Origin of the sequence: Rhizobium sp. RU36D, assembly GCF_900176345.1 — a bacterium.
Lineage (GTDB): Bacteria > Pseudomonadota > Alphaproteobacteria > Rhizobiales > Rhizobiaceae > Allorhizobium.
Genome location: NZ_FWXU01000013.1, coordinates 114025 through 137557 on the forward strand (window position 1 = coordinate 114025; position 23533 = coordinate 137557).

General features: G+C 64.2%; 19 protein-coding genes. 10 read left to right on the plus strand and 9 right to left on the minus strand.

Annotated features, from left to right (window positions below):
• Positions 1–259: 259 nt before the first annotated feature.
• The 7 genes from B9A97_RS16975 to B9A97_RS17005 form a co-directional block, all read right to left on the minus strand.
• On the minus strand, positions 260–598 hold the full coding sequence (locus B9A97_RS16975) for a hypothetical protein (RefSeq protein WP_084366544.1): 339 nt from the start codon (positions 596–598) through the stop codon (positions 260–262).
• Positions 599–615: 17 nt separating this feature from the next.
• Positions 616–1302: an ABC transporter ATP-binding protein gene (locus tag B9A97_RS16980; protein WP_210189713.1), complete on the minus strand. Its 687-nt coding sequence runs from the start codon at positions 1300–1302 to the stop codon at positions 616–618.
• Positions 1299–2048 (minus strand): ABC transporter ATP-binding protein, encoded by a 750-nt coding sequence (locus B9A97_RS16985; RefSeq protein ID WP_084366545.1) that lies wholly within the window; start codon positions 2046–2048, stop codon positions 1299–1301. The genes B9A97_RS16980 and B9A97_RS16985 overlap by 4 nt, the downstream gene beginning before the upstream one ends.
• Entirely contained in the window at positions 2041–3015 is a 975-nt protein-coding gene (locus tag B9A97_RS16990; RefSeq protein WP_179145315.1) for a branched-chain amino acid ABC transporter permease, read from the minus strand. Before B9A97_RS16990 ends, B9A97_RS16985 begins: the two co-directional genes overlap by 8 nt.
• 7 nt (positions 3016–3022) lie before the next feature.
• Entirely contained in the window at positions 3023–3943 is a 921-nt protein-coding gene (locus B9A97_RS16995; protein ID WP_084366546.1) for a branched-chain amino acid ABC transporter permease, read from the minus strand.
• Positions 3944–3958: 15 nt separating this feature from the next.
• Entirely contained in the window at positions 3959–5095 is a 1137-nt protein-coding gene (locus B9A97_RS17000) for an ABC transporter substrate-binding protein (protein ID WP_084366547.1), read from the minus strand.
• Positions 5096–5230: 135 nt separating this feature from the next.
• On the minus strand, positions 5231–6865 hold the full coding sequence (locus tag B9A97_RS17005; RefSeq protein ID WP_084366548.1) for an AMP-binding protein: 1635 nt from the start codon (positions 6863–6865) through the stop codon (positions 5231–5233).
• 254 nt (positions 6866–7119) lie between these two features.
• On the opposite strand from B9A97_RS17005, the gene B9A97_RS17010 reads away from it, so the two are divergent.
• Complete coding sequence (locus B9A97_RS17010; RefSeq protein ID WP_084366549.1) at positions 7120–7944, plus strand: alpha/beta hydrolase; 825 nt, start codon at positions 7120–7122, stop codon at positions 7942–7944.
• Positions 7945–8272: 328 nt separating this feature from the next.
• Here the strand turns inward: B9A97_RS17010 and B9A97_RS17015 are convergent, their stop codons facing one another.
• Both B9A97_RS17015 and B9A97_RS17020 read right to left on the minus strand, forming a co-directional pair.
• On the minus strand, positions 8273–11698 hold the full coding sequence (locus tag B9A97_RS17015; protein WP_179145316.1) for a S8 family serine peptidase: 3426 nt from the start codon (positions 11696–11698) through the stop codon (positions 8273–8275).
• Between the two features lie 270 nt (positions 11699–11968).
• Positions 11969–12892 carry a helix-turn-helix domain-containing protein gene (locus B9A97_RS17020; protein ID WP_084366570.1) on the minus strand — a complete coding sequence of 308 codons (924 nt, stop codon included), beginning with the start codon at positions 12890–12892 and terminating at the stop codon, positions 11969–11971.
• Between the two features lie 143 nt (positions 12893–13035).
• On the opposite strand from B9A97_RS17020, the gene B9A97_RS17025 reads away from it, so the two are divergent.
• From B9A97_RS17025 to B9A97_RS17065, 9 genes are all read left to right on the plus strand, one after another.
• Positions 13036–14490, plus strand: a complete 1455-nt coding sequence (locus B9A97_RS17025; RefSeq protein WP_084366551.1) for an aldehyde dehydrogenase family protein — start codon at positions 13036–13038, stop codon at positions 14488–14490.
• Positions 14491–14526: 36 nt separating this feature from the next.
• On the plus strand, positions 14527–15729 hold the full coding sequence (locus tag B9A97_RS17030; RefSeq protein ID WP_084366552.1) for an amino acid ABC transporter substrate-binding protein: 1203 nt from the start codon (positions 14527–14529) through the stop codon (positions 15727–15729).
• Positions 15730–16010: 281 nt separating this feature from the next.
• A complete protein-coding gene (locus tag B9A97_RS17035) occupies positions 16011–16877 on the plus strand; it encodes a branched-chain amino acid ABC transporter permease (protein ID WP_084366553.1) in 867 nt (288 codons plus the stop codon).
• Positions 16874–17815 (plus strand): branched-chain amino acid ABC transporter permease, encoded by a 942-nt coding sequence (locus B9A97_RS17040; RefSeq protein WP_084366554.1) that lies wholly within the window; start codon positions 16874–16876, stop codon positions 17813–17815. Before B9A97_RS17035 ends, B9A97_RS17040 begins: the two co-directional genes overlap by 4 nt.
• On the plus strand, positions 17812–18540 hold the full coding sequence (locus tag B9A97_RS17045; protein ID WP_084366555.1) for an ABC transporter ATP-binding protein: 729 nt from the start codon (positions 17812–17814) through the stop codon (positions 18538–18540). The genes B9A97_RS17040 and B9A97_RS17045 overlap by 4 nt, the downstream gene beginning before the upstream one ends.
• Positions 18533–19969 (plus strand): ABC transporter ATP-binding protein, encoded by a 1437-nt coding sequence (locus B9A97_RS30400; RefSeq protein ID WP_084366556.1) that lies wholly within the window; start codon positions 18533–18535, stop codon positions 19967–19969. Before B9A97_RS17045 ends, B9A97_RS30400 begins: the two co-directional genes overlap by 8 nt.
• Before the next feature lie 11 nt (positions 19970–19980).
• Entirely contained in the window at positions 19981–21459 is a 1479-nt protein-coding gene (locus tag B9A97_RS17055) for an aldehyde dehydrogenase family protein (RefSeq protein ID WP_084366557.1), read from the plus strand.
• A 24-nt stretch (positions 21460–21483) separates the two neighbouring features.
• The gene (locus B9A97_RS17060; RefSeq protein ID WP_084366558.1) at positions 21484–23037 is read left to right on the plus strand and encodes a flotillin family protein; all 1554 of its coding nucleotides are present in this window, start codon (positions 21484–21486) and stop codon (positions 23035–23037) included.
• Positions 23038–23267: 230 nt separating this feature from the next.
• On the plus strand, positions 23268–23533 hold a 266-nt coding region (locus B9A97_RS17065; RefSeq protein WP_143530533.1), incomplete at its 3' end, for a hypothetical protein.

The window sequence follows — 23533 nt, forward strand, 5'->3', positions numbered from 1 at the left end:
GGGAAGCAGTGCCGAGCGTATGCGACGCGATCAGGGGGCTTACCTCCACAGCTTTGGCGCTTCGCGCTCCCCCTCATCCCCCTGCCGGGACCTTCTCCCCGCTGGGGAGAAGAGGGCAAGGACCGCAACGGTTCCGTTCCTCCTCTCCCCCGCGGGGAGAGGGTGGCCGAGCACAGCGGAGGCCGGGTGAGGGGGCGCCTCGAAACTCGCTGCTTACGGTGTGGAGCGTATCGATAATCTGGAATAGATCGGATGTCGGTCACTCTTCGAAGAGAGTGGTCTTCTTCCCGACCCAGCCGTTCTGCGCCGAGACGACGGCGAAATATGCTGTTTTGGCCGCCATGTCGTTCGTGAAGAACTTCAATTTTCCATCACGTTTAGCTAAGGCCGCCTGCTCGGCAGAGCATGCCTTAAGGACGAGACGCGACGCCTTGCGTGCGTCGATGTCTTTGGCACTGAAATCCTTGGCCGAACGATCGATGCATTTCGTCCATGCCTTGAGGTCTGCCTTGAAATTTTGATGTTGGCCATATTCTGGCGTCGCTGTGCATGACGCCAAACCGAAGACACTGAACAAAACAAGCGCGACGTATCTCATTGCTGGCCCCCCCCCCCTCAAATCCCCAGATACCGATCCTTCACATCGGCATTAATCTGGTCGGGCCTGCCCTTCCAGACAGAGCGCCCGTTTTCCAGGATGACGCAGCGGTCTGCGACCGGCAGGAGTTCTGACAGCGTCTTGTCGACCAGCAGGATCGACAGGCCATCGGCCTTCAGCTTGCGGATGGCGGCCCAGATGTCGTGGCGGATGACGGGGGCCAGGCCTTCGGTGGCTTCGTCGAGGATCAGCAGGCGCGGATTGGTCATCAGCGCCCGGCCAATGGCGAGCATCTGCTGTTCGCCGCCCGAAAGCGTGCGCGAGAGCTGGTCGCGGCGCTCGGCCAGACGGGGAAACAGCTCGTTGACCCGGGCAAGCGTCCAGGCTCCCGGCCGGGCGGCGGCGATCAGGTTTTCATGCACCGTCAGGTCGCGAAAGCAGCGGCGCCCCTCCGGCACCAGGCCGACGCCCATGCGAGCGACCTTATAGGCCGGCAGCCGCGCGGTCGAGCGGCCGGCAAACTGGATGGAGCCGCCGCGTGGCGGATTGAGATTGCAGATCGAGCGGATGGTGGTGGACTTGCCCATGCCGTTGCGGCCCATCAGCGCCAGCACCTCGCCTTCGCCAAGGGAAAGCTCCACGCCGAACAGCGCCTGGCTTTGACCGTAGAAGGTGGTGATGTCTTGCACGTCAAGCAGCATCAGTGCTCCTCCCCCAGATAGGCCGAGCGGACGGTCGGATCGCGGCGGATTTCCTCCACCGTGCCCGAGGCTACGATCTTGCCATAGACCAGCACCGAGATACGATCGGCCAGCGCGAAGACGGCATCCATGTCGTGCTCCACCAAGAGGATCGGCGCCTCGCGGCGCAGGCTGTCGAGGAAGGTGGTGAGCCGCTTGGATCCTTCAGGCCCCATGCCGGCCATCGGTTCGTCCAGCAGGAAGGCGCGTGAACCGAGCGCCAGCGCAATCGCGATTTCCAGTTGGCGACGCTCGCCATGGGAAAGCTCTGATGCCGGCAGCCGGGCGCGCTCGGCCAGCCCCACTCGCTCCAGCACGGCCATCGCCGGTTCGGTGAGGCTCCTGTCGCTCATCACAGGCTTGAAGAAGCGGAAGCTCGAGCCCTGGCGCGACTGCACCGCCAGCATGACATTGCGCAGCGCCGAAAATTCCGGTGCAATCGAGGAGATCTGGAAGGTGCGGCCCAGACCGCGCCGCGCGCGCTCCGCCACCCCGAGCCCGCCGATATCCTGCCCCTCGAAATGGATGGAGCCGCTATCGGGCTTCACCGTGCCGCAGATCTGGTGGATCAGCGTGGATTTGCCCGCGCCATTGGGTCCAATCAGCGCGTGGATTTCGCCGGGCTTCAGATCGATGCTGACATTGTCAGTGGCGCGCAAGGCGCCGAAATTCTTGACGAAATTGCGGATTGACAGCACCGGCTCAGCCATGACGCGCCCTCCCGCCGAGAAGACCCAGCAAGCCGCCACGGGCAAAGAGCACCGTACCGAGGAGGATGAGGCCGAGGAAGAACTGCCAGCGCTCGGTGATCTCGCCGAGATAGTGTTCGATGAGGATGTAAAGCGCCGCGCCCGCCAGCGGCCCCATCAGCCGGCCGGTGCCGCCGAGAATGATCAGCACGATCAACTCGCCCGACATGTGCCACGACATCATCGACGGGCTGACGAAGCGATTGAGATCGGCAAACAGCGCGCCGGCGATGCCCGTGATCATGCCTGATAGCACGAAGGCCACGAGCTTGACCGGAAACGGCGAGATGCCGACCGAGGCAGCGCGCGTCTCGTTCTGGCGGATCACCTCCAGCGCCGTGCCGAAGCGCGAGCGGCGCAGCGCGGAGAAGAAGACGATGCCGAGTAGAAGCAGGACGTAACAGACCAGGAAGAAGCTCAGCGGCTTCATGGTGTTCAAGCCCGGAAACTGGTTGCGCACCAGGATCGACAGTCCATCTTCCCCGCCATAGGCTGGCCAGGACACCGCGAAATAATAGACCATCTGCGCGAAGGCGAGCGTGATCATGATGAAATAGACGCCTGAGGTCCGGAGGCTGATCGCGCCGATGAGGACGGCCAGCAGGCCGGAGACGAGGGCCGCCACGATCCATATCACCGGCATCTGGTCCGTACCGCCGAGGCCGAACAGCAGCGGCTCGCCGGAAAAGACATGGGCCGAGAGAATGCCGGCCGCATAGCCGCCGATGCCGAAATAGACCGCATGGCCGAAGGAGACGAGGCCGCCGAGCCCCAGCACCAGGTTCAGCCCCGTGGCTGCCAGCGCCAGGATGGCGATGCGGGTGGCAAGCGTGATGTAGAAGGTCTCGCCCAGCCAGTTGGCGATCAGGGCCGCGGCCAGCAGTGCGGCGACCAGCGCGAGATTGATTGTGTTTTCCCTTGAGATCATGGCCGCCTCACCCCTGCGCCGCAAACAGGCCGCGCGGCCTGAACGCCAGGATCAGCGCCATCATGATATAGATCAGCATCGAGGCGATCGAGCCGCCGACGGCTGCCGAGGCTGATGGCGAGAGCATGACGGCCAGGATCTGCGGCAGCAGGAAACGCCCCATGGTATCGACCACGCCGACCAGCAGCGCGCCGGCCATGGCGCCCTTGATCGAGCCGATGCCGCCGATGACGATAACGACGAAGGCGAGGATCAGCACCGGCTCTCCCATGCCGACCTGCACCGACTGGATGGCGCCCACCAGCGCCCCGGCAAAACCGGCCAAGGCCGCGCCCAGCGCAAACACCAGCGTATAGAGCAGGCGGATATCGATTCCGAGCGCGCCGATCATCTCCCGGTCGTTTTCGCCCGCGCGGATCTGGATGCCGATGCGCGTGCGGTTGATCAGCAGCGTCAGGCCGGCCGCGACAACAGCTCCGGCGACGATGATCGCCAGCCGATAGGCGGGATATTGCCCGCCGCCCGGCAGCGGCACGGCGCCCGAGAGCGCGGCGGGAATATTGAGATAGAGCGGGAAGGAGCCGAACAGCCAGCGCGTGCCTTCCGAAAAGATCAGGATCAGCGCGAAGGTGGCCAGCACCTGGTCGAGATGGTCGCGATCATAAAGCCGCCGGATGACGAGCACCTCGACGATCGCGCCGGCAGCCGCCGCCGCGATCAGGCTGGCGACAAGCCCCAGCCAGAAGGAACCGGTCCAGGTCGCGACCGCAGCGCAGGCAAAGGCGCCGACCATGTAGAGGGAGCCATGGGCCAGGTTGATGAGGCCCATGACGCCGAAGATCAGCGTCAGCCCGGCGGCCATCAGGAACAGCATGACGCCGAGCTGAAGGCCGTTGAGCAACTGCTCAAGCGCGAGTACTGCGGTCACTACTCAGTCCTGCCCTTAGAGCGCGCAGTCTTTGGCGTAGGCATCGCCGTGGTCGGTGAAGATCTTCTCGACCGTCTTGTTCGTCAGAACATCGCCTTCCTTCACCACTTCAGTGACATAGATGTCCTGGATCGGGTGCTGGTTGGTGTTGAACTTGAACTTGCCACGCGGCGACTGGATGTCGGCCTTCTTCAGCTCGGCGGCAAAGGCTTCCGTGTTCTTCACGTCGGCCTTGGCGGCTGCGGAGAGGATCAACTGTGCGGCGTCATAGGCCTGGACGGCATAGAGCGACGGCAGGCGCTTATATTCGGCCTGGAAGGCTTCGACGAACTTCTTGTTGGCCTCGTTGTCGAGGTCCTTGACCCACTGGCCCGATGCCTTGGCGCCGATGGCGGCATCGCCGATGGCCGGCAGCACGTCCTGGCTGAAGGAGAAGCCCGGGCCCATGACCGGGACGTTCACGCCCGACTGGGCATATTGCTTCATGAAGGCGATGCCCATGCCGCCGGGCAGGAAGGAGAAGACGCCGTCGGCGCCCGAGGCGCGGATCTGGGCGATTTCGGCGGCATAATCGGTCTGGCCGACCTGGGTATAGACTTCGGATGCCACTTCGCCCTTGTAGTAGCGCTTGAAGCCGGTCAGCGAATCCTTACCAGCCGGATAGTTCGGCGCCATGATGAACATCTTCTTGTAGCCCTTGTTGGCATATTCGCCCATGGCTTCATGAAGGTTGTCGTTCTGGTAGGCAGCGTTGAAATAGAGCGCGTTGCAGCCCTTGCCGGCCAGAGCGGCGGGCGCTGCATTGGTGGAGATGTAGAACTTGCCCTGGGCGACGACCGCGGGCTGCACCGCCATCAAGAGGTTCGACCAGACGATGCCGGTGAGGATATCGACCTTTTCCTGCTGGATCATCTTGTCGGCGATCTGCACGGCTAGCTCCGGCTTCTGGCCGTCGTCCTCGGTGATCACCTCGATGTCCTTGTTGCCGGCCTGCTTGATCGCGAGCATGAAGCCGTCACGGGTGTCGACACCGAGACCTGCACCGCCGCCCGAAAGCGTGGTGATGAGGCCGATCTTGACCGGCTCAGCCATGGCAGTGCCAGCCATGGCGATACCGAGCGCCAGCGCGGTCGTGGAAAGGAAATTCTTCATGTTACCCTCTCTTTTTGGTTCTTGGTCGTTACATGCCTGTCGGCAGAAGGCGGTGCCTGTTGCGGCCGCCTGCTTCCCTGGTGACCTTTGTCGGATGCCTTGACGACATCCGTCAAGCCGAAAGCGCCGCCGACGTTAATGTGAAGTCGGCTGCTGTTCCTGCTTCAGCCGGAAACGCTGGATCTTGCCGGATTCGGTCTTCGGCAGGGCCTTGGTGAAAACCACCGAGCGCGGATACTTGTAGGGCGCGATCACGGATTTCACGTGGTCCTGCAACAGCTTGACCAGTTCGGCGCTCGGCACCTCATGGGCTTCCAGCACTACATGGGCCTCGACGATATGGCCGCGATCACCATCGGCCACGCCGATCACGGCGCATTCGCGCACCGAGGCGTGGGAGAGCAGCGCCGCCTCGACCTCGGGTCCGGCAATGTTGTAGCCGGCTGACACAATCATATCGTCGGAGCGGGCGGCGAAGTGGAAATAGCCATCCTCGTCCTCCACAAAACTGTCGCCGGTCAGGTTCCAGCCGTCGCGCACATAGTCCTTCTGCCTGTCGTCGGCGAGATAGCGGCAGCCGATCGGCCCGCGCACCGCAAGCCGCCCCACCGTGCCGCGCGGCACTTCCTTCATGTCGTCATCCACCACAACAGCCTGATAGCCCGTGAGGGGCTTGCCGGTGCAGGCCGGCTTGGTGTCGTCGAGGCGATTGGAAATGAAGATATGCAGCATTTCGGTGGCGCCGATGCCATCGAGGATCGGCCGGCCCGTCTTGTTGACCCACTGGTCGAAGACCGGCGCCGGCAGGGTTTCGCCGGCCGAGACGGCGACGCGCAGCGAGGAGAGATCGGCACCCGCATCCATCGCCGCCAGCATCACCCGGTAGGCGGTCGGCGCGGTGAAGCAGATGGTGGCGCGGTATTTCTGGATGATCTCGATGAGGTTCGGCGGCGAGGCGTTTTCCAAGAGCGCGGCACTGGCGCCAAAGCGCAGCGGAAAGACCGCAAGCCCGCCGAGGCCGAAGGTGAAAGCAAGCGGCGGCGAACCGACGAACACGTCGTCCGAGGTGACGCCGAGCACCTCTTTCGCATAGGCGTCGGCGATGATGAGAAGGTCGCGGTGGAAATGCATGGTCGCCTTGGGCACCCCTGTCGAGCCCGAGGTGAAGCCGAGCAACGCCACGTCGTCGCGGCCGGTCTTGACGGCCTCGAACTTCACCGGCTTGTCGAGCGCCGCACGGTCCAGTTCGGCATCGTGATTGGCGGTGCCGTCGAAGCCGATCACCTGCTTCAGCCAGGCGCTATCCTTGGCGCAGGCCACCATATCGTCCATCAGCCGGGTATCGCACAGCGCGAGCGTGATCTCGGCCTTGTCGACGATCTTGGCAAGCTCGCCGGCACGCAGCATCGGCATGGTGTTGACCACGACGGCGCCGGCCTTTGTGGCGGCCAGCCAGCAGGCGACCATGGCCGGATTGTTGGCCGAGCGGATCAGGATCCGGTTGCCCGGCTTGACGCCGAAATCCGAAACCAGCGCATTGGCGAGCCGGTTGGTCCAGTCGGACAGTTCCTTGTAGGTGCGCCGCCGGCCGTTGCCGATCAGCGCGGTATGGTCGCCAAAGCCGCGCTCCACCATGCGGTCGGTCAGCTCGACGCCGGCATTCATATATTCGGGATAGTCGAAGCCGGTCAGATCGATCTCCGGCCACTGGTCAAACGGTGGAAGATTGTCGCGCGTGAACGTGTCCACGTGCCCGGTCGGTCCCAGCATGATCTTGTTCCCAGTTCATTTTTGTTTTCGTAACCGGTCGCGCGAAACGTGTGCCCGTTCCTTCGCGGCGGTGGCGGCGGCTCTTTTCAGCAGCCTTCCGTCATCACCAGAATTGCACTTGCGCAAAAATTGTTCAAGAGGAGGAATTTTAAGTTTATAATAATTTTGGGCGAGAAAGCTTGCGCGTTGACATGCCCGCCTCCGCCGGTCACTCTCCCGACCCGAATTGGCTGCAAAATGCGGGGGAAATCAACATGCTGCATCAGATCACCGACTGGAGCGACGCCTATGCGAACGGGGCAAACATTCCCGGCGGCGACCGCTGGCCGGATCTGTGGGTGGAGCCGGCACGGGCCTATCGCGAGGCCCTGACGGCTGCAGGCCGGGCGCAGCTCGGCCTTTCCTACGGTTCCGGAGAGCGCAACAAGCTCGATCTTTTCCTGCCTGAAGGCACGCCCAAGGGGCTTGTCGTCTTCGTCCATGGCGGCTTCTGGGTGCGGCTCGACAACAGCTACTGGTCGCATCTGGCGGCCGGGCCGGTGGCTCACGGCTATGCTGTTGCCATGCCCTCCTACACGCTCTGCCCGCAAAACCGTGTTGCCGGCATCACGCGTGAAATCGGCCAGGCCATCACCTTCGCCGCCGGCCTTGTCTCCGGTCCGATCCGGCTGACGGGTCATTCCGCTGGCGGTCATCTGGTCACGCGGATGATTTCGGCCACCACGCCGCTTTCGCCCGAAATCGCCGGGCGCATCGTCAAGACGGTGTCGATCGCCGGCCTTCATGATCTGAGGCCGCTGATCAAGACCGGCATGAATGCCGATATCGGCCTGACGCCGGAAGAGGCTGTGGCGGAGAGCGCGGCCCTGCTGGAGCCGCTGGCGAATACCAGGCTGACATGCTGGGTCGGCGCCGGCGAACGATCGGAATTCATCCGCCAGAACGCGCTCCTCGCCAATATCTGGAAAGGGCTAGGTGCTGCCACCGACTGCGTGGAAGAGCCGGACCGCCACCATTTCACCGTGATCGACGGGCTGGCCGATGCCAATCATCCGCTGACGCTGGCGCTGATGGCATAGGCAGAGGCGGGGCGTTTGCGGGCGCCGGCATCTTCGCGGATGTCAGGCTTCAGCGTCCTGATAAACCAGCGGTTCAGCAAGATATACGTTACCCGTGGCCTGCAAACTTATCCGTCATGCAGGCCGCCGAGCCGGCATCCAGCGCAATCAAATCTTTGATTGCGAGAGACTCTTTCACGGCGCAGACGCGCCGTGGCTGGATTCCGGCCTTCGCCGGAATGACGGATGAATAGGGTGTAGAGGAAAAGCATCTTTGTCATCAACGGCAAAGCCCGGCATCTTTGCGAATGCCGGGCTTTGTTGTTTCAGCTGTCTCGTGCCTCGTCGGTTACCAACGGACGTTGAGCGAGCCGGTGACGCGGTGCTGGTTCACGCCCTTGCGCAGTTCCACATCGTAGCCGGCGGCGAAGGTGACGCGGTCGCCCTTGCCGGCCTGCAGCTTGATCCCGCCGACGAAGGCGTCGCGACCGACTTCCTGGCCTGAGGTGGTGAAGTTGGTGCCCAGCACGCGCGCATTGGCGGTGTTGGAGATCCCAAGGAGGTCGCGGCGATAGCCGACCGTCGCCATCGGCGTCAGGTGGAACTCGTTGGCCAGGTCGAAGCGGTGCGAGACCGTCAGCGCCGCTGTGATATGGCCTTCCTCGAAGGTCTTGCTCGGCGTGGTCAGCGGCAGATAGGCGCCGGCTTCCGTGGTGCCGTCGAAGCCGAAGGCGCGGTAGCCGAAGGTCAGCGACGGGATGGCCTTGGTCTCGCCGAAGGCCAGCGTCTTCTGCACGGTGGCTTCTGCAAAGCCGCCCATGCCCTTGTCACCGCTCGTCAGCAGCGAAGCCGTGCCGACGCCGAAGCTGACGCGGCGGGAAACATCCAGCTCGCCATAGGTCAGGCCCGCACGACCCGACACTTCCAGCATGGCCACCTCGGCCTGGCCATAAAGCGAGGCGTGATAGGTGTCGAGATCGGCATTCCCATGGGTGCCGGCGGCGATATCGGTGCTTTCATAGCGGAAGGCGCCGCCGACCCAGCCGGTGTCGAGCGGAATATCCACGCCGAAGGTCGCGCCGGCGCTGTCGGCCTCGAAGCCGTCATGATCGCCATACCAGCGGCCGCCCTGCGTCCAGAAGCGGGCGCGGTCGCCCTCGGGAGCGCCTTGCAACGACAATTCCGTCTGGTGCTGCCAGATGCCATCGGCAAAGCGGCCGACGGAGAGCACCGCGGACTGGCCGGCATCGACATAGATCTGGCCGGTTGCCTGTTCGAGACCGGATGCAAGCCCGGTGGCATCGCTCAGATAGAGGTTGGAGAACAGCGCCTGGAGCGCGTCGCTCGGACGCACGCCGGCGGCAGGACGGGCCGCATCGATGGCACCGCCGACACCGCGCGCCGCAGCGCTCTGCGTCACGCCGAAGGAGCGCAGATTGGCATAGGACACCGGCGTCGTGGCGAGCGTCAGGTTACTTGCGCCATAGACCACGTCAAAGCGGGTATTGGCGGCGAGACCCGAGGTCGGCTGCAGCAGGCTGGCGAAGCTGCCCACGACCTGGCCATTGGCAACCTCGAGGAACTTGAAGCTATGGCCAAGCGAAGGCGTGAAGTTGTTGTTGGCCGAACCCGAGATGCCGCGCAGAAGTGGGGCGAGCACACCGGCCACCGTCGCGGTGCGGTTGCTGCCCGTCACGGCGATGCGGTCGAAACCGCCGGCGCCGACCTGGGCCGCAAGCCCATCCACTTCGATATTGGTCTGGGCCTGGTTGCCGAGCGTCAGGTTGCCGTTGACGGTCAGCAGACCGGGGGACTGACCGGGCGACAGGTTGCCGTTCGAGGTGAGGTTGGCATTGATGGTGCCATTGCCCGAGAGCGTGCCGCCATTGGCGACCGTCACACCGCCGCCGCCCAGCGTGCCATCGACGCGCAGCTCACCGGATTGAACATTGACACCCTTGGCGAAGCTTGCATTGCCCGCCACCACAACCATGCCTTGGCCCTGCTTGGAGAAGGAGCCGGCGCTGTTGATCGGCGTGGTCCAGACGATTTTGTCGCCCTTCTTGTCGTCCTCGCCGGCAACATATTCGCCCGTCGAATTCTGGTTGAGCCCCGCAGCGCCGGAATTCAAGGCTCGATCAAGCCGCAGGAAGCCGCGGCCATAGATGCGGTCGGTCCCGGCCTCGCCCAGGTCTTCTGCCGTTTCGAACAGGATGTTGGTGATCTGGGCTGGCGTATAGTTGGGGAAGGCCTCGATCAGCACGGCCACGGCGCCGGCGACATGGGGTGCCGCCATCGACGTGCCCTGCAGCGCCTTGTAGCTGCCGACAGGGTAAGCGGAATAGATAGGACGTTCGATGTTATCGTCGTCAATGCCGCCAGGTGCGGCAATGCACCAATCCGCCGCCACACCGCAATAGTTGGAGTAGGCGGCAATGACCTTCTGCGAATCCGTCGCGACGACAACGATGATACGACCGCGCTGCACGCCATCAGCGGCCTCGGCGGCGGTCAGCGCCGCATCGGTCATGTCGCTGAAGTCGGCATTGTCAGAACCGGTATAGATCCGTTGGCCGGCGGAATTCACGGCATAGGCATTGCCAGGCCGGATGAACGGAAACAGACCAAGTCCCGACGGGTTTTCGCCATAGACCGGCGCATAGCCGCGCTCGTTGCCGGCGGCCATGGTGATGATCTGGCCGGCCCGCAGCGAGGCGCGCACCGCGGTTGCCTCGTCGGTCAGGTCGCCAGTGTTCCACGTCGTGGCACCAACACCTGCATTCGGTCCGAAGGAGCCGTTGATGACACGCACATCACTCTGGGTCGCGAGATAGGCGATGGCTGCATCCGTGCCGATGCCGAGGTTGCTGGCCTGGTTGCACTGGTCTGCGTTGGTCAGGTAAATGTCGCTGCCGCAGGCTGCGAGAGTGCCGGCGTTGTAAGTGACTCCATTGATGACGAAATTGCCGTCATTATCGACATCTTCGGACTTTTGAAATGAGGCCAGACCCTGAATGGACAGGATCGTGGCGCCGGGAGCGACACCTTGCATGCCCTGGCCATTCTGAGCCGCCGCGATGATGCCGGCGACGTGGGTGCCGTGGCCATTGCCATCCTCGGTGCCGTTTGCGGGACGGACGAAACCGTCGTTCACATTGCCAGAGGCAATAGCCAAGTTCGGATCATACCAGTGGTAGAGCGCGGTGGAGCGCTCATCGAGACGACCTTCGAATTCGGGATGTGTCGTGCCCGCCACGTCGCGATCGATGCCGGTATCGACCACGCCGACCACGACGCCCTTGCCCGTGAAGTTGTTGTCGAGCGCTTCTTGTGCGCCGATTGCGCCAAGACCCCAGTTGCGGTCGAATTCAGACACCGTGTTGATGTTGACCGAGAGATCGGCGCCCGGCGGCCGGGTGACGGCCTTGACCGTGTCGGTGGACGCAAAGGCGCCTGCGTTCACGGGGCGGGCCTGGCTCAGCGCCATATCCGTCGCCAGCCGGATCTCTTGCGAAAGGTTGGGCGCGATCGACAGCGCTTCGCTGCGGATGGCGTCTGCCCGGAACGGCGTCAGCCGCGCATTCTCATAGACCGACGCGATGAAGGACGAGTGGCCATAGGACGCTGCCTGCTTCAGCGCGTCAGACAGGGCCTGTGTCACTTCAGACGCCGGTGCAGCCTGGCTTACGCTTTGCGCATAGGCGGGAAGACAGCTCAGGCTGGTGGACACCATGAGAGTGCCGAGCAGTGCTGCATAAAGTGAACGCGAATTCATAACATACCCCAGATCACGTGAGCCGCAGACGCCATCTGACAAGACGGGATTCTGCGCCCTAATAGGAGATGCTAGGAAACGCATTCGGGAATGGTTTACAAGCGTTAACCCCGGCGCAAAGTTGGCATATATTGGGTGGATCTGTGAGGCAAATGCGTCGAAAATCGCGATTTCGCCACCAAAAAGCCGCTCAGATCCGCCATTTTCCGGCTTTGTTGGCTTGGTCGGCGGCCAATCTGCCAAATTTGGGAGTATTTGCTTGGGGCGCCGTCAGGGCCAGGCGTGAAGCGCGTTCAGCCGGGCCGGTTCGGCCTGTGTGGTGCGGCGCAGGTCCAGGCGATAGCGCGCCGGCGACTGACCCTGCAGGGACTTGAAGAAGCGGCCGAACTGCGGCGCACCGGCAAATCCCAACACGCCGGCAATCTGCCCCAGCGCCAGGGATGAGTTGGCGAGATAGATCCGCGCCTCCACCGCAAGCCGCTCGCGAATGAGCCGCGCCGGCGGGCGTCCGTAAGCCCTGATGCAGATATCATTCAGCCGATCCCTGGAGATCCCCAGCTCGCGGGCATAGCGCTCCACCGTCCAGTGCTCGCGGAAATGGCTTTCGATCAGCGCCGTGAACTGGCCGGCAAGCGCCTTGAGCGTGCCGGTCTGCATCTGCTCGCCGGTGCCGGCCGGCTGGTTGCGGTGCAGGTGGACGAGCAGGATATGCAGGAGCGATTCCACCACCGCCGTCGACATCGGTCCCGGCCGCAGGGTCTCGGCCAGAATGCCGGTAAAGCAGGCTGCAACAGCCTCGCTGGCGCTATTGCCGGGGCCGAGCCGCATGAAGGAGGAGCGCTCGACCATGAAGCGCAGTTGCGCGGCCTCCGCCCGTCGCTGCAGTACGCGGGCGAGCGTCGCGGCACCCAGAAGCAGATGCGTGCCCTGCGCGCCGGCTGCCAGCTCCAGCCGCATCCCGTCCCGCCAGGGTATCCAGCCCATCACGGGGCCGGATAGTTCCAGCATCCGGTCATCCCCGTCGCGCAGCACCACATCACCCTTCTCGACGATCAGCGCCCGGTAGTTTTCCGCCTCGCCAAGGCCCGCCCGTCCGAGCACGCGGGCCTGCAAGGCGGCCCGGAAGCGCTCCGCCCGAACCGGGGCCTCGGGGCGGGAGGGCGAGACGGATACAAGCAGTTTGCGGTCAGGCATGCCAAAATCCCACAAATAGAAAATACATTCCCACAAATCGTCATTTACTCTCAGGCCCTGTCAACCAAAATGTGTACAGCAGCTTAACAACAAGAACAGGGAAGGCTGCCGGAGGATCATCGAACGGCCGTTTGGGAGGACGAATGTTCGTAGCAAGAGGCATTGTCGGAGGGCTAGCCGTATCCGCGCCGGATGAGCGCAGTTACGAACGCCGCGACCTGACGACCGGGACCGTGTTGACACAGGCTGCCGCCTTCGGGCCGTCGGAGGCAGAGGCTGCCGCGGATGCCGCCGCCGGCGCCTTTCCGACCTGGTCGGCGCTCGACCCGAAGACGCGGTCGGCGCTGCTGCTGAAGGCCGGAGATCTGCTGCTTGAGCGTGTCGAGGAGCTTTGCGAGATCGCGCATCTGGAAGTCGGCGCCACCGCCGCCTGGGTCCGGTTCAATGTCGAAGTTGCCCAGGCGACGCTGCGCCATGCGGCAGGCCTCGTCGATATCATCAGGGATGAGAGGGTGGCAGGCGGCCCCGAGGGCGTGTCGTACCACCTGATCCGCCGGCCGGCCGGCGTGGTGCTGGGCCTTGCCCCGTGGAACGCTGCGGTGGCGCTCGCGGTCCGGGCGGTTGCAGCCCCGCTTGCGCTCGGAAATACCGTGGTGCTGAAGGGCTCCGAACTCTGCCCGAAACTGCATGAGACTGTCGCGCAGATCCTGATCGATGCCGGCCTGCCCGATGGCGTGCTGAACTATGTCAGCAGCGCGCCGGAGGATGCCCATAATGTTGTGGAGGCGCTGATTGCCCATCCGGCGGTGCGGCGGGTGAATTTCACCGGCTCGACGCGGGTCGGACGGGAGATCGCTGTTATGGCGGCGCGGCATCTCAAGCGCTGCCTGCTTGAGCTGTCCGGCAAGGCGTCGTCGATCGTGCTTGCCGATGCGGATCTGCCCGGCGCCGCGCGTGCCGTGGCCCATGGTGCCTTCTTCAACCAGGGCCAGATCTGCATGTCGACCGACCGGATCATTGTCGAGGACAGCGTGGCCGATAGCTTCGTTGCCCTGCTGAAGCGCGAGGCGGAGGGGCTGTGGGGCGACCCTGCCACCGGCCAGCCCTCCTTCGGCCATGTTATCAGCCCGGAAGCCGCCGCGCGCCTGCATGGCTTGGTGGATGACGCGCTGTCCAAGGGGGCGGTGCTGATGACGGGCGGACGCAATGCCGGAACGCTGATGCATCCGACGATCCTGGACCATGTCGCGTATGGCATGCGGATCTACGAGGAGGAGATTTTCGGGCCTGTGGTCGGCATCGTCCGGGTGGCGGATGCGGATGAGGCGGTGACTGTGGTCAATGACACCGACTACGGCCTCGCGGCCGCGGTGTTCGGGGCAGACGTGGAGCGTGCGCGCCAGATCGCGCTCAGGATCGAAGCCGGCGCGGTGCATATCAACGGCACCACCGTCTGCGACGATCCGGCAATGCCCTATGGCGGCATGAAGGCCAGCGGCTATGGCCGCTTCGGCGGACAGGCGGTGATCGAGGAGTTCACCGAAATACAGTGGATGACGGAGCGGGCGGTGCCCGACATGGGAAAGCGCATCCCCTGACACGGACTTAGCATGCAACAACGGGAGGAGAAGACTATGAAACGCAGGACATTTACCCGGCTCGCCGCACTTGCGCTCGCAGCCGGCATTGCAGGAACGCCGGCCTTCGCGCAGGAGGTCTTGAAGGTCGGTGCGGTGGCTCCGAAGACCGGTCCGCTGGCCGGTGGCGCGGCCGTCAGCTACTGGCCGAACGTCAAGCTCTGGATCAACGACGTCAACGCCCGCGGCGGCCTGAAGGTCGGCGACAAGACCTACAAGCTCGAAGTCATCGAATATGACGACCAGACCAATCCGGGCGAAACCATCAAGGCCGTGCAGCGCCTGGTCGACCAGGACAAGGCCCAGATCGTGCTGCCGCCCTATTCGACCGGCCTCAATCTCGCAGCCGCCCCGATCTATGCGCGCTACGGCCTGCCGATGATCACCTCGACCGCCACCACCGACAAGGCGGAGGCGCTTTCGGCCCAGTTCCCCAACGTGTTCATCACGCTTGGTGGCGCCAAGCCCGTGGTCAAGGGCGTTGTCGAAACCATGGTAAAGCTGCGCGACCGCGGCGATATCGGCAAGAAGATCGCCATGGTCAACGTCGCGGACGCCTTCGGCATCGAACTGATGAACGAGGCCAAGCCCGCCTTCAAGGACGCCGGCTTCGAGATCGTCTACGAGACCTCCTATCCGCTCGGCACGCAGGATCTCTCGCCCGTCATGAAGGCCGCCAAGGCCGCAGCGCCTGACGCCTTCATCGCCTGGTCCTACCCGCCGGATACCTTTGCGCTCACCGAACAGGCCACCGTCGAAGACCTGCAGGTCGGCGCCTTCTTCACCGCCGTCGCCACCGCATTCCCGGCCTATGCCGGCCGCTTCGGCGGGGCTGTCGAAGGCGTTCTCGGCATCGGCGGCGTCAATGCCGATGGCGAAGCGTTCAAGACCTATGCCAAGCGTCACGAGGAAGTGACGGGCGCCAAGCCGGACTATTGGGCAAGCGCCATGGTCTATTCCTCCTTCCAGGTGCTGGAAAAGTCGATCGAGGCCGTCGGTTCCTTCGACAATGCCGCGATCATCAAGCACATCAAGGAAAACAGCTTCGACACCGTGATCGGCCCGATCAAGTTCGACGAGCACAACAACAACCCCTCCTTCTGGACCGTTGGCCAGTGGCAGGGCGGCGTGTTCAAAGGCGTTGCCTCGACCGGCCGTGAAGGCGCTGTCGAAGTGAAGAAGAAGGGCGGCTGGAAATAAGGGCAGTCTTTGAAAGCTTCGGCTTTCATTTCGGCATTCGTAACGCCTACCCCCTCATCCCCGGCGCAACTTGTTGCGCCTGACCTGCCGGCATCTTCTCCCCGCTGGGGAGAAGAGACCAGGCCGCGCCGCTCGTGACTGCTCCTCTCCCCTCGGGGAGAGGGTGGCCGAGCGAAGCGGAGGGCAGGCGCAACGGGTTGCGCCGGGGTGAGGGGGTACGACGCCCACCATCCCGCCGCTCACCGCCACGAATCCGAGCCAACATTCCGCCGGAGAACAGTATGGACGTCATTGTAACATGGCTGCTTTTGGGAGGGACCTATGCGCTGATCGCCATGGGGCTGAACCTCCAATATGGCATGGCCCGGATCATGAACCTCGCCAATGGAGAGATGCTCGTGGCCGGCGGCTTCGTTGCCTTCTGGCTGTGGACCGGAAGCCAGATCAGCCCGCTGCTCACCGTCTTCCTGGTGGCGCCCGCGGCCTTCCTCATGAACTGGCTGATCTATGTGATCTTCCTGCGGCCTCTGGTGAAACGCGCGAAATCCCGCGGACAGCTGGAGGTGGATTCGATCCTGACGACCTTCGGCCTGTCCTTCGTCGCCGTGGGCCTGATGCTCGCGCTCTTCGGTGGCGACTATTTCAGCTATTCCTATCTCTCGACACCCATCAATATTCTGGGTGACACCTATGGCGCCAACCGTGTCACCGCCTTCATCGCCGCCGTGGTGATCTGTGGCCTGCTGTGGCTGTGGCTCTCCCGCAGCCGGGCCGGCATGACCATCCGCGCCATATCGGTGGCGCCGGAAAGCGCCCGCCTCGTCGGCATCGACGTGCGCCAGACGGCAGCGCTTGCCTTTGCACTCGGTGGTGCCGTGACCGCAACCGGCGGCACGCTGATCTCCACATTCCTGACGCTCGATGCCTCGACCGGCGTGATCTTCACGCTGAAGGCCCTCGTCATCGTCATCATGGGCGGCGTCGGCGATGTCCGTGGAACGATCGTCGCCGCCCTGCTGCTCGGCCTGCTGGAAACCTTCGTCGCCCGGGTCATCGATCCCGGCCTGACGCTCGCCGCCGCCTATCTTCTGTTCGTCGTAATCCTGCTGTTTCGTCCGCAGGGCCTTTTCGGGAGGCCGACCACGTGACCAACCTGACCTCGCGCGACTGGGGCAACCTGGCGCTCTCAGCCATCGCGCTCGCCATTGCCGCCTGCCTGCCCTGGACATCGGGCGCCTATACGCTCTCCATCGGCGTAACCATTGCCATGTACACGGTGCTCGCCACCAGCTGGGCGCTGTTCTCAGGCCCGACCCATTACATCTCGCTGGCCAGCGCCGCCTTCTTCGGCGTCGGCGCCTATGTCACGGGCATCGGCATCCAGTACCTGCCCTATTGGAGCCTGCTGCCGATCGCCGGCATCATCGGCGCCGTCATGGCCGCCCTTGTGGGTCTCGCAACACTGCGGCTCTCAGGCGTCTATTTCGTCATCTTCACGCTCGGCCTTGCCGAATTCGTCCGCCAGATTATCACCTGGAGCCAGAATATCTCCGGCACCAAGGGCATCTATGTGCTGACCTCCATCGGCGAGATGCATATCTACTGGCAATTGCTGGGCCTGGCCGCGCTCGTCTGGCTGCTGGGCTGGCTGATCGGCCGCTCGCGCCTCGGTTTTGCGCTGCGCATCATCGGCGATGACGAGACGGTTGCGCGCCATTCCGGCATCGATACGGCCAAGGCCAAGATCCTGCTGTTCATGGTGCCGGGTGCGGTCGCTGCCATCACCGGCGCCATGCTCGCCCCGCGCTATGTCTATATCGAGCCGGCGCTTGCCTTTTCGCCCATGCTGTCCTTCCAGGTGGTCATCATGGCGCTGCTCGGCGGCACCGGCAGGCTGTGGGGACCGCTGGTCGGCGTCATCCCCTTCACCTTCCTGTGGGAGGCGATCTCGGCCTCCTTCCCCAACCAGACCACGCTTCTTCTCGGCGTCTGCTTCCTGGTCATCGTCTACCTGCTGCCAAAGGGCTTTGTCGGCCTGATCGATGCTATCAAGCGCAAGATGCGCTCGGCGGAGGGCTTTGCATGAGCGCGCTTCTCTCCCTTCGCGGTGTCACAAAACGCTTCGGCGGCCTGGTAGCCGTCAACCGCATGGATTTCGATGTGGCCGAGCATCAGGTGCTGGGGCTGATCGGGCCGAATGGCTCGGGCAAATCCACCACGCTGAACCTGATTTCCGGCGCCTTTCCCGTGTCCGACGGCTCGATCAGCCTGCGCGGCCAGCCGATCAACCATCTGCCCGCGCAGGATATTGCCCGGCGCGGCATTGCGCGGACCTTCCAGCTGGTGCGGCTCCTGCCCTCCATGTCCGTGCTGGAAAACGTCAAGGCCGGCGCGGTCTTCGGCCATCGTCGCCACTGGGGCCATGAGGCCCATGCCATTGCCGAGGCGATGCTGGAGAAGGTGGGGCTGGCAGGCCGCGGACATATGATGGTGAGCCAGCTCACCTATATCGATACCAAGCGGGTGGAACTGGCGCGTGTCCTGGCCGGCGAACCGCGCGTGCTGTTGCTCGACGAATGGCTGGCGGGTTTGAACCCGACCGAACTGGAGGAAGGCATCCGCCTGATCCACAGCCTGCGCGACGAAGGCCGCACGGTCATCCTGGTGGAGCATGTCATGGATGCGATCCGGTCGCTCTGCGACCGCTGCGTGGTCATGGCCTCGGGCACCAAGATCGCCGAGGGAACGCCGTCAGAGGTCTTGTCCGACCCGGCCGTGATCCGCGCCTATCTGGGAGACGACGATGCTTGAGGTAAAGGGACTTTCCGTAGCCTATGGCCAGCACCGCGCCCTGGAAGGCGCCTCGCTCAAGATCGGCCGCGGCGAGATCGTCGTCATTCTCGGCGCAAACGGCGCCGGCAAATCGACCCTGCTGAAGGCCGTCTCAGGCATTTGCGAGGGCCGCACGTCAGGCTCCATATCAATGCAGGGCCGCGACATCCTGGGCATGGCGCCCAACAAGATCGTGGAAGAAGGCATCGCGCTGGTGCCGGAAGGCCGTGGCGTGTTTGGCGACCTGACCGTTGCCGAAAACCTGAAGCTCGGCGCCCATGCGCCCCGCGCCCGCGACGAGGAGGCCGGCAATCTCGACCGGGTTCTCAGGCTCTTCCCCAAGCTGCATGAGCGCCGCAACCAGATCGTCCGCACCATGTCTGGCGGCGAGCAGCAGATGGTGGCGATCGGCCGGGCAATGATGTCCAATCCGGTTCTCCTGACGCTGGACGAGCCGTCCCTCGGCCTCTCGCCGCTGCTCTGCAAGGAACTGTTCCAGGCGCTGAAGCTGGTGCGCGACACCGGCATCGGCATTCTCCTGGTGGAGCAGAACGCCAAGCAGAGCCTCGCGATTGCCGACCGCGGCTATCTGCTGGAAAACGGCCATATCGTCCATGAAGGTCGCGCCGACGTGCTGCGCAACGACCCGGCCGTGCAGGCCGCCTATCTGGGCGGCGGCAAGGCGGCGGGGCAAAGACCGGGTGGACGGACGGCGACCACGGCGGCCTCCGCGCCGGTCTTTACGGCACCATCAGGTCCGCCACGCATGTCAGGCGCCTCGCCGGCCGATATAGCGGCGGCGGCGCTGGCGGCATTGCCAATGGCGCCCGCGCGGGCGGATGTCGCAGCCCCTCACCCGGCCACCCTTCCAACGCGGGTGGGCGTCGTACCCCCTCACCCGGCCTCCGCTTCGCTCGGCCACCCTCTCCCCGAGGGGAGAGGAGCAGTCGCAAGCGCTGCGGCAGATCTCTTCTCCCCGACGGGGAGACTTTCGAGCGGTGACCGCAGGTCAGAAATCGATAAAGTCGATTTCAGCGAAGGAAGGCCTGAGCGCGACGCCGCGCGAAGGCGCATCGAAGCGTCGGAGGATCGGGCTTACCCCGCCCCACCCCCGCGCCCCGCACCCCCCACCCCCGCGCTGCGCGGCACGGCCGACGCCCTGCTCGGCGGGCTGTCGCTGAACGACATCATCGCCGAAGCAAGCCGCGCGAGCCGGGCCGAACATGGCACCACCATGCCCTCGCCGCCGCCGCGCGCCCGGACGGCCACGCCGCAACCAACATCTTTCCCGGCCACGCCGTCGCTTGCCATGGGCAATAGCCAGGATCGCCTGAAATCCGTCCTGAAAGAGATCGAGGACGCCGCCGCCCGTGCGCGGACGTGGCGTCCCGATCAGAACCGCAACTGAGGAGACCCACCATGCTTGATGTCGTCAAATCGCCCGCCCCCGCGATCAGGGGCATGTTCATCGGCGGTCAATGGGTGCCCGCCGCCCGCAACTTCGAAGATCTGAACCCCTCCGACAACACGGTCTATGCCCGCATTCCCGATGGCTCCGCCGCCGATATGCGCCGCGCCATCGATGCCGCCCAGGCGGCCTTTGGCGACTGGGCCGGCCGCGCCTTCCACGAGCGCGCCCACCTGCTGCTGAAGATCGCCGATGTCTGGGACCAGCGGAAGGCCGATTTCTGCGCAGCCGCCATGGCCGAAGGCGGCGGCTGGAAGGGCAAGGGCATGTTCGAGGCGGGCTATGTCTCGGAAGTGTTCCGCTCCGCTGCTGCCCTTTGCTACCAGTCGATCGGCGACGTCCTGCCCTCCGAGCACCACAAGTTCATGATGGCGACCCGCTTTCCCCTCGGCGTCGTCGGCGTCATCAGCCCCTGGAACATGCCGGGCATCCTGACCTCGCGCGGCTTTGCCGCCGCACTCGCCGTCGGCAACACCATCGTCCTGAAGCCCTCCGAAGACACGCCCTATTCCGGCGGCCTCTACTTTGCGGAAATCCTGGAAGAGGCGGGTGTTCCGGCCGGCGTCTTCAACGTCGTCACCTGCTCGCGTGAAAGCGTTGGCGCCGTGGGCGACGAGATGATCGGCAATTCCAAGGTGAAGGCGATCAGCTTCACCGGCTCCACCGCCGTCGGTCGGCAGATCGCCGCCAAATGCGGCGCCTATCTCAAGAAGGTCTGCGTGGAACTCGGCGGCAAGGATTCGATGATCCTGCTGGAGGATGCCGATCTCGACGCCGCCGCGCGGGCTGCCAATTTCGGCAGCTTCATGCACCAGGGCCAGGTCTGCATGTCCACCGAGAAGCTCTTGGTGCACGAGAAAGTCTACGAGCCCTTCATGGAGCGCTTCCTCGCCCGCGCCCGCAAGCTGAAGACCGGCCACACCAATGACCCCTCCAATGTCATCGGCCCGCTGGTCAACAATCGCCAGGCGCTGCGCGTCAAGGCGCTGATCGACGATGCCGTGGCCAAGGGTGCGCGTGTCGAGCTTGGCGGCCGCGCCTGGGACAATTTCGTCGAACCAACAGTGTTGACAGGTGTCAACAGCTCCATGAACATCTGGCATGACGAAACCTTCGGCCCCGTGGTCGTGGTCTGCCCCTTCCGCGATGATGCCGAAGCCGCAGCGCTGAATAACGACACCGAATACGGCCTGACCGCCGCCGTCTGGTCCAAGGACGAGGCGCGCGCGCTGCGACTGGCGGAGCGGCTGGAAACCGGCATCTGCCACGTCAATTGCCAGAACATCAATGACGAGCCGCATGTGCCCTTCGGCGGCACCAAGGCCAGCGGTGTCGGCCGTTACGGCGGGCGCTGGTCGCTCGATGCCTTCACCGAACTGCGCTGGATCACGCTTGATCGCGGCGGCCGCCATTTCCCGCCGCAGTTCTGACCCCGACCCGAAAGGACTATCAAGATGAGCGCCATCGGCTGGATCATCCTTCTTCTCATCGTCGCGGCCATCGTCATCGTGGTGACCGCCCTGTTCTACCAGCGGGCCACCAACGAGGTGAGCCTGGTGCGCACCGGCATCGGCGGCCGCAAGGTGGTGATCGACGGCGGCACGCTGGCGATCCCTTATTTTCACGAGGTCGGCCGCGTCAGCATGCAGACCATCCGCATGGATGTCTCGCGCACCGGCGACAGCGCGCTGATCACCAAGGACCGCATGCGCATCGATGTCGGGGCGGAGTTCTACACGTCAGTCATCCCGGAAGAGGCCGCCGTGGTGCGCGCCTCCCAGACGCTGGGGCGGCGCACCTTCCAGGCCGACCAGCTGAAATCCCTTGTCGACGGCATGCTGGTGGACGCGCTGCGCGCGGTTGCGGCGCAGATGACCATGGATGAACTGCATGAAAACCGCAGCGAATTCGTGCGCCAGGTGCATGAATCGCTGTCCGGCACGCTGTCGAAATACGGTTTGCAGCTCGACAGCGTCTCGCTCACCTCCTTCGACCAGACGCCGTTCTCGGCGCTGGACGAGAACAATGCCTTCAATGCGGTTGGCATGCGCAAGCTCGCCGAGGTCATCGCCAAGTCAAAGAAGGAACGGGCCGAGATCGAAGGCGACAGCCAGGTCAGCGTGCGCCGCGCCGAGGTGGAATCCAACCGCCGCAAGCTGGAAATCGAGCTGGAGCAGCGCCGCGCGGAAATCCAGCAGACCCAGGAAATCGAGCTGTTACTGGCGCAGCAGTTGACGGAAGTGGCCCGCCGCAAGGCGGAAGCCGAGGCCGCGGCCGCCCAGGCGCGCATCGAGATGGAACGGACCATCCAGTCCGCTTCGCTGGCGCGCGAACAGGTGATCCGCGAGGCCGAGATTGCCCAGTCCCGGGCGCTGGAAATCGCCGAACAGGAGCGCGCCATCCTGATCTCCGCCAAGAGCCAGGAGGAAAGCCGCGCCAAGGCCGAAGCCACCGACGCCCGCGCCGCTGTCATCACCGCGGAAGAAAACCTCTCGACGCTCCGGCAGATCGCAGAGGCCGAACGCCGTAAGAAGCTGGCACTGATGGCGGCCGAGCAGGAAGCCGAGGCACAGGCCACCCGCATCCGCATCAGCTCCGAAAGCGACCAGATTGCCGCCAAGACCCGCGGCCTGATCAAGCGCGAAGAGGCCGAAACGCTGCGCGTGCAGAAGAAGGCGGAGGCCGATGGCGAGGCCGCGCGGATCCAGGCGGAGAACAGCCGCTCGCCGGAATTGGCCGCGATGGAAATGGAAAAGGCAAGGCTCGCAGCCCTTCCCGCCATCATCGGCGAGATGGTCAAGCCGGCCGAGAAGATCAAGGGCATTTCCATCAACCACATCAGCGGCCTGGCACGTCCGGGCGATGGCACGGAGCGCCTGCCCTCGCCCGTCGACCAGACTGTTGGATCGATCCTCGACATGGCCGTCACGCTGCCGACCATGAAGAAGCTCGGCGATGCGCTGGGCATGAACCTGGAAACGCTCATGCCGGAAGAGCGCAAGGCCTGAGACGCCCGCCTGCCATTGTCGGGCAAGCAGGGATCAGCAGCCGGGCGGGAGCGTTCGGCTCGCATTGCTGATAAATCACAGGGTCAGCAGGATGTAAGTTTTCCGTGGCCTGCAGACTGCTCCGTCATCCCGGCCTCCGAGCCGGGATCCAGTGCGATCAAGTCCTTGATCATTAGGACTCTTCTCACGGCGCGTCTGCGCAGTGAAAAAAGTCTATCGCAATCAAGGACTTGATTGCGCTGGATGCCGGCTCGGCGACCGGCATGACGGTGAGGTTTTCGGTCAAAACCAACGTCGAAGACTTGGAACGAGAGTTTGTCAGCAACCTGAGCCGGGCGGAAACGTCCGGCGCACTATTCCGACAAGGCATCTACCCAGCTCGGGTCATCCCGGCCTCCGAGCCACTGCTGTCCGGTTTAATTTCCGGTCCATTTGAAGACCAACTGGTTGTGGTTTTTGGGTTTGTCTGGCGGGGGTCTGAGGAGGTGATCGGTGC

Coding starts and splice junctions, on each gene's coding strand:
- B9A97_RS17015 (WP_179145316.1), bottom strand. CDS start 11,698: ATGAATTCGCGTTCACTTTATGCAGCACTGCTCGGCACTCTCATGGTG.
- B9A97_RS17035 (WP_084366553.1), top strand. CDS start 16,011: ATGGACGTCATTGTAACATGGCTGCTTTTGGGAGGGACCTATGCGCTG.
- B9A97_RS17010 (WP_084366549.1), top strand. CDS start 7,120: ATGCTGCATCAGATCACCGACTGGAGCGACGCCTATGCGAACGGGGCA.
- B9A97_RS17000 (WP_084366547.1), bottom strand. CDS start 5,095: ATGAAGAATTTCCTTTCCACGACCGCGCTGGCGCTCGGTATCGCCATG.
- B9A97_RS17020 (WP_084366570.1), bottom strand. CDS start 12,892: ATGCCTGACCGCAAACTGCTTGTATCCGTCTCGCCCTCCCGCCCCGAG.
- B9A97_RS17060 (WP_084366558.1), top strand. CDS start 21,484: ATGAGCGCCATCGGCTGGATCATCCTTCTTCTCATCGTCGCGGCCATC.
- B9A97_RS17005 (WP_084366548.1), bottom strand. CDS start 6,865: ATGCTGGGACCGACCGGGCACGTGGACACGTTCACGCGCGACAATCTT.
- B9A97_RS30400 (WP_084366556.1), top strand. CDS start 18,533: ATGCTTGAGGTAAAGGGACTTTCCGTAGCCTATGGCCAGCACCGCGCC.
- B9A97_RS17045 (WP_084366555.1), top strand. CDS start 17,812: ATGAGCGCGCTTCTCTCCCTTCGCGGTGTCACAAAACGCTTCGGCGGC.
- B9A97_RS16975 (WP_084366544.1), bottom strand. CDS start 598: ATGAGATACGTCGCGCTTGTTTTGTTCAGTGTCTTCGGTTTGGCGTCA.
- B9A97_RS16990 (WP_179145315.1), bottom strand. CDS start 3,015: ATGATCTCAAGGGAAAACACAATCAATCTCGCGCTGGTCGCCGCACTG.
- B9A97_RS17030 (WP_084366552.1), top strand. CDS start 14,527: ATGAAACGCAGGACATTTACCCGGCTCGCCGCACTTGCGCTCGCAGCC.
- B9A97_RS16985 (WP_084366545.1), bottom strand. CDS start 2,048: ATGGCTGAGCCGGTGCTGTCAATCCGCAATTTCGTCAAGAATTTCGGC.
- B9A97_RS17055 (WP_084366557.1), top strand. CDS start 19,981: ATGCTTGATGTCGTCAAATCGCCCGCCCCCGCGATCAGGGGCATGTTC.
- B9A97_RS17025 (WP_084366551.1), top strand. CDS start 13,036: ATGTTCGTAGCAAGAGGCATTGTCGGAGGGCTAGCCGTATCCGCGCCG.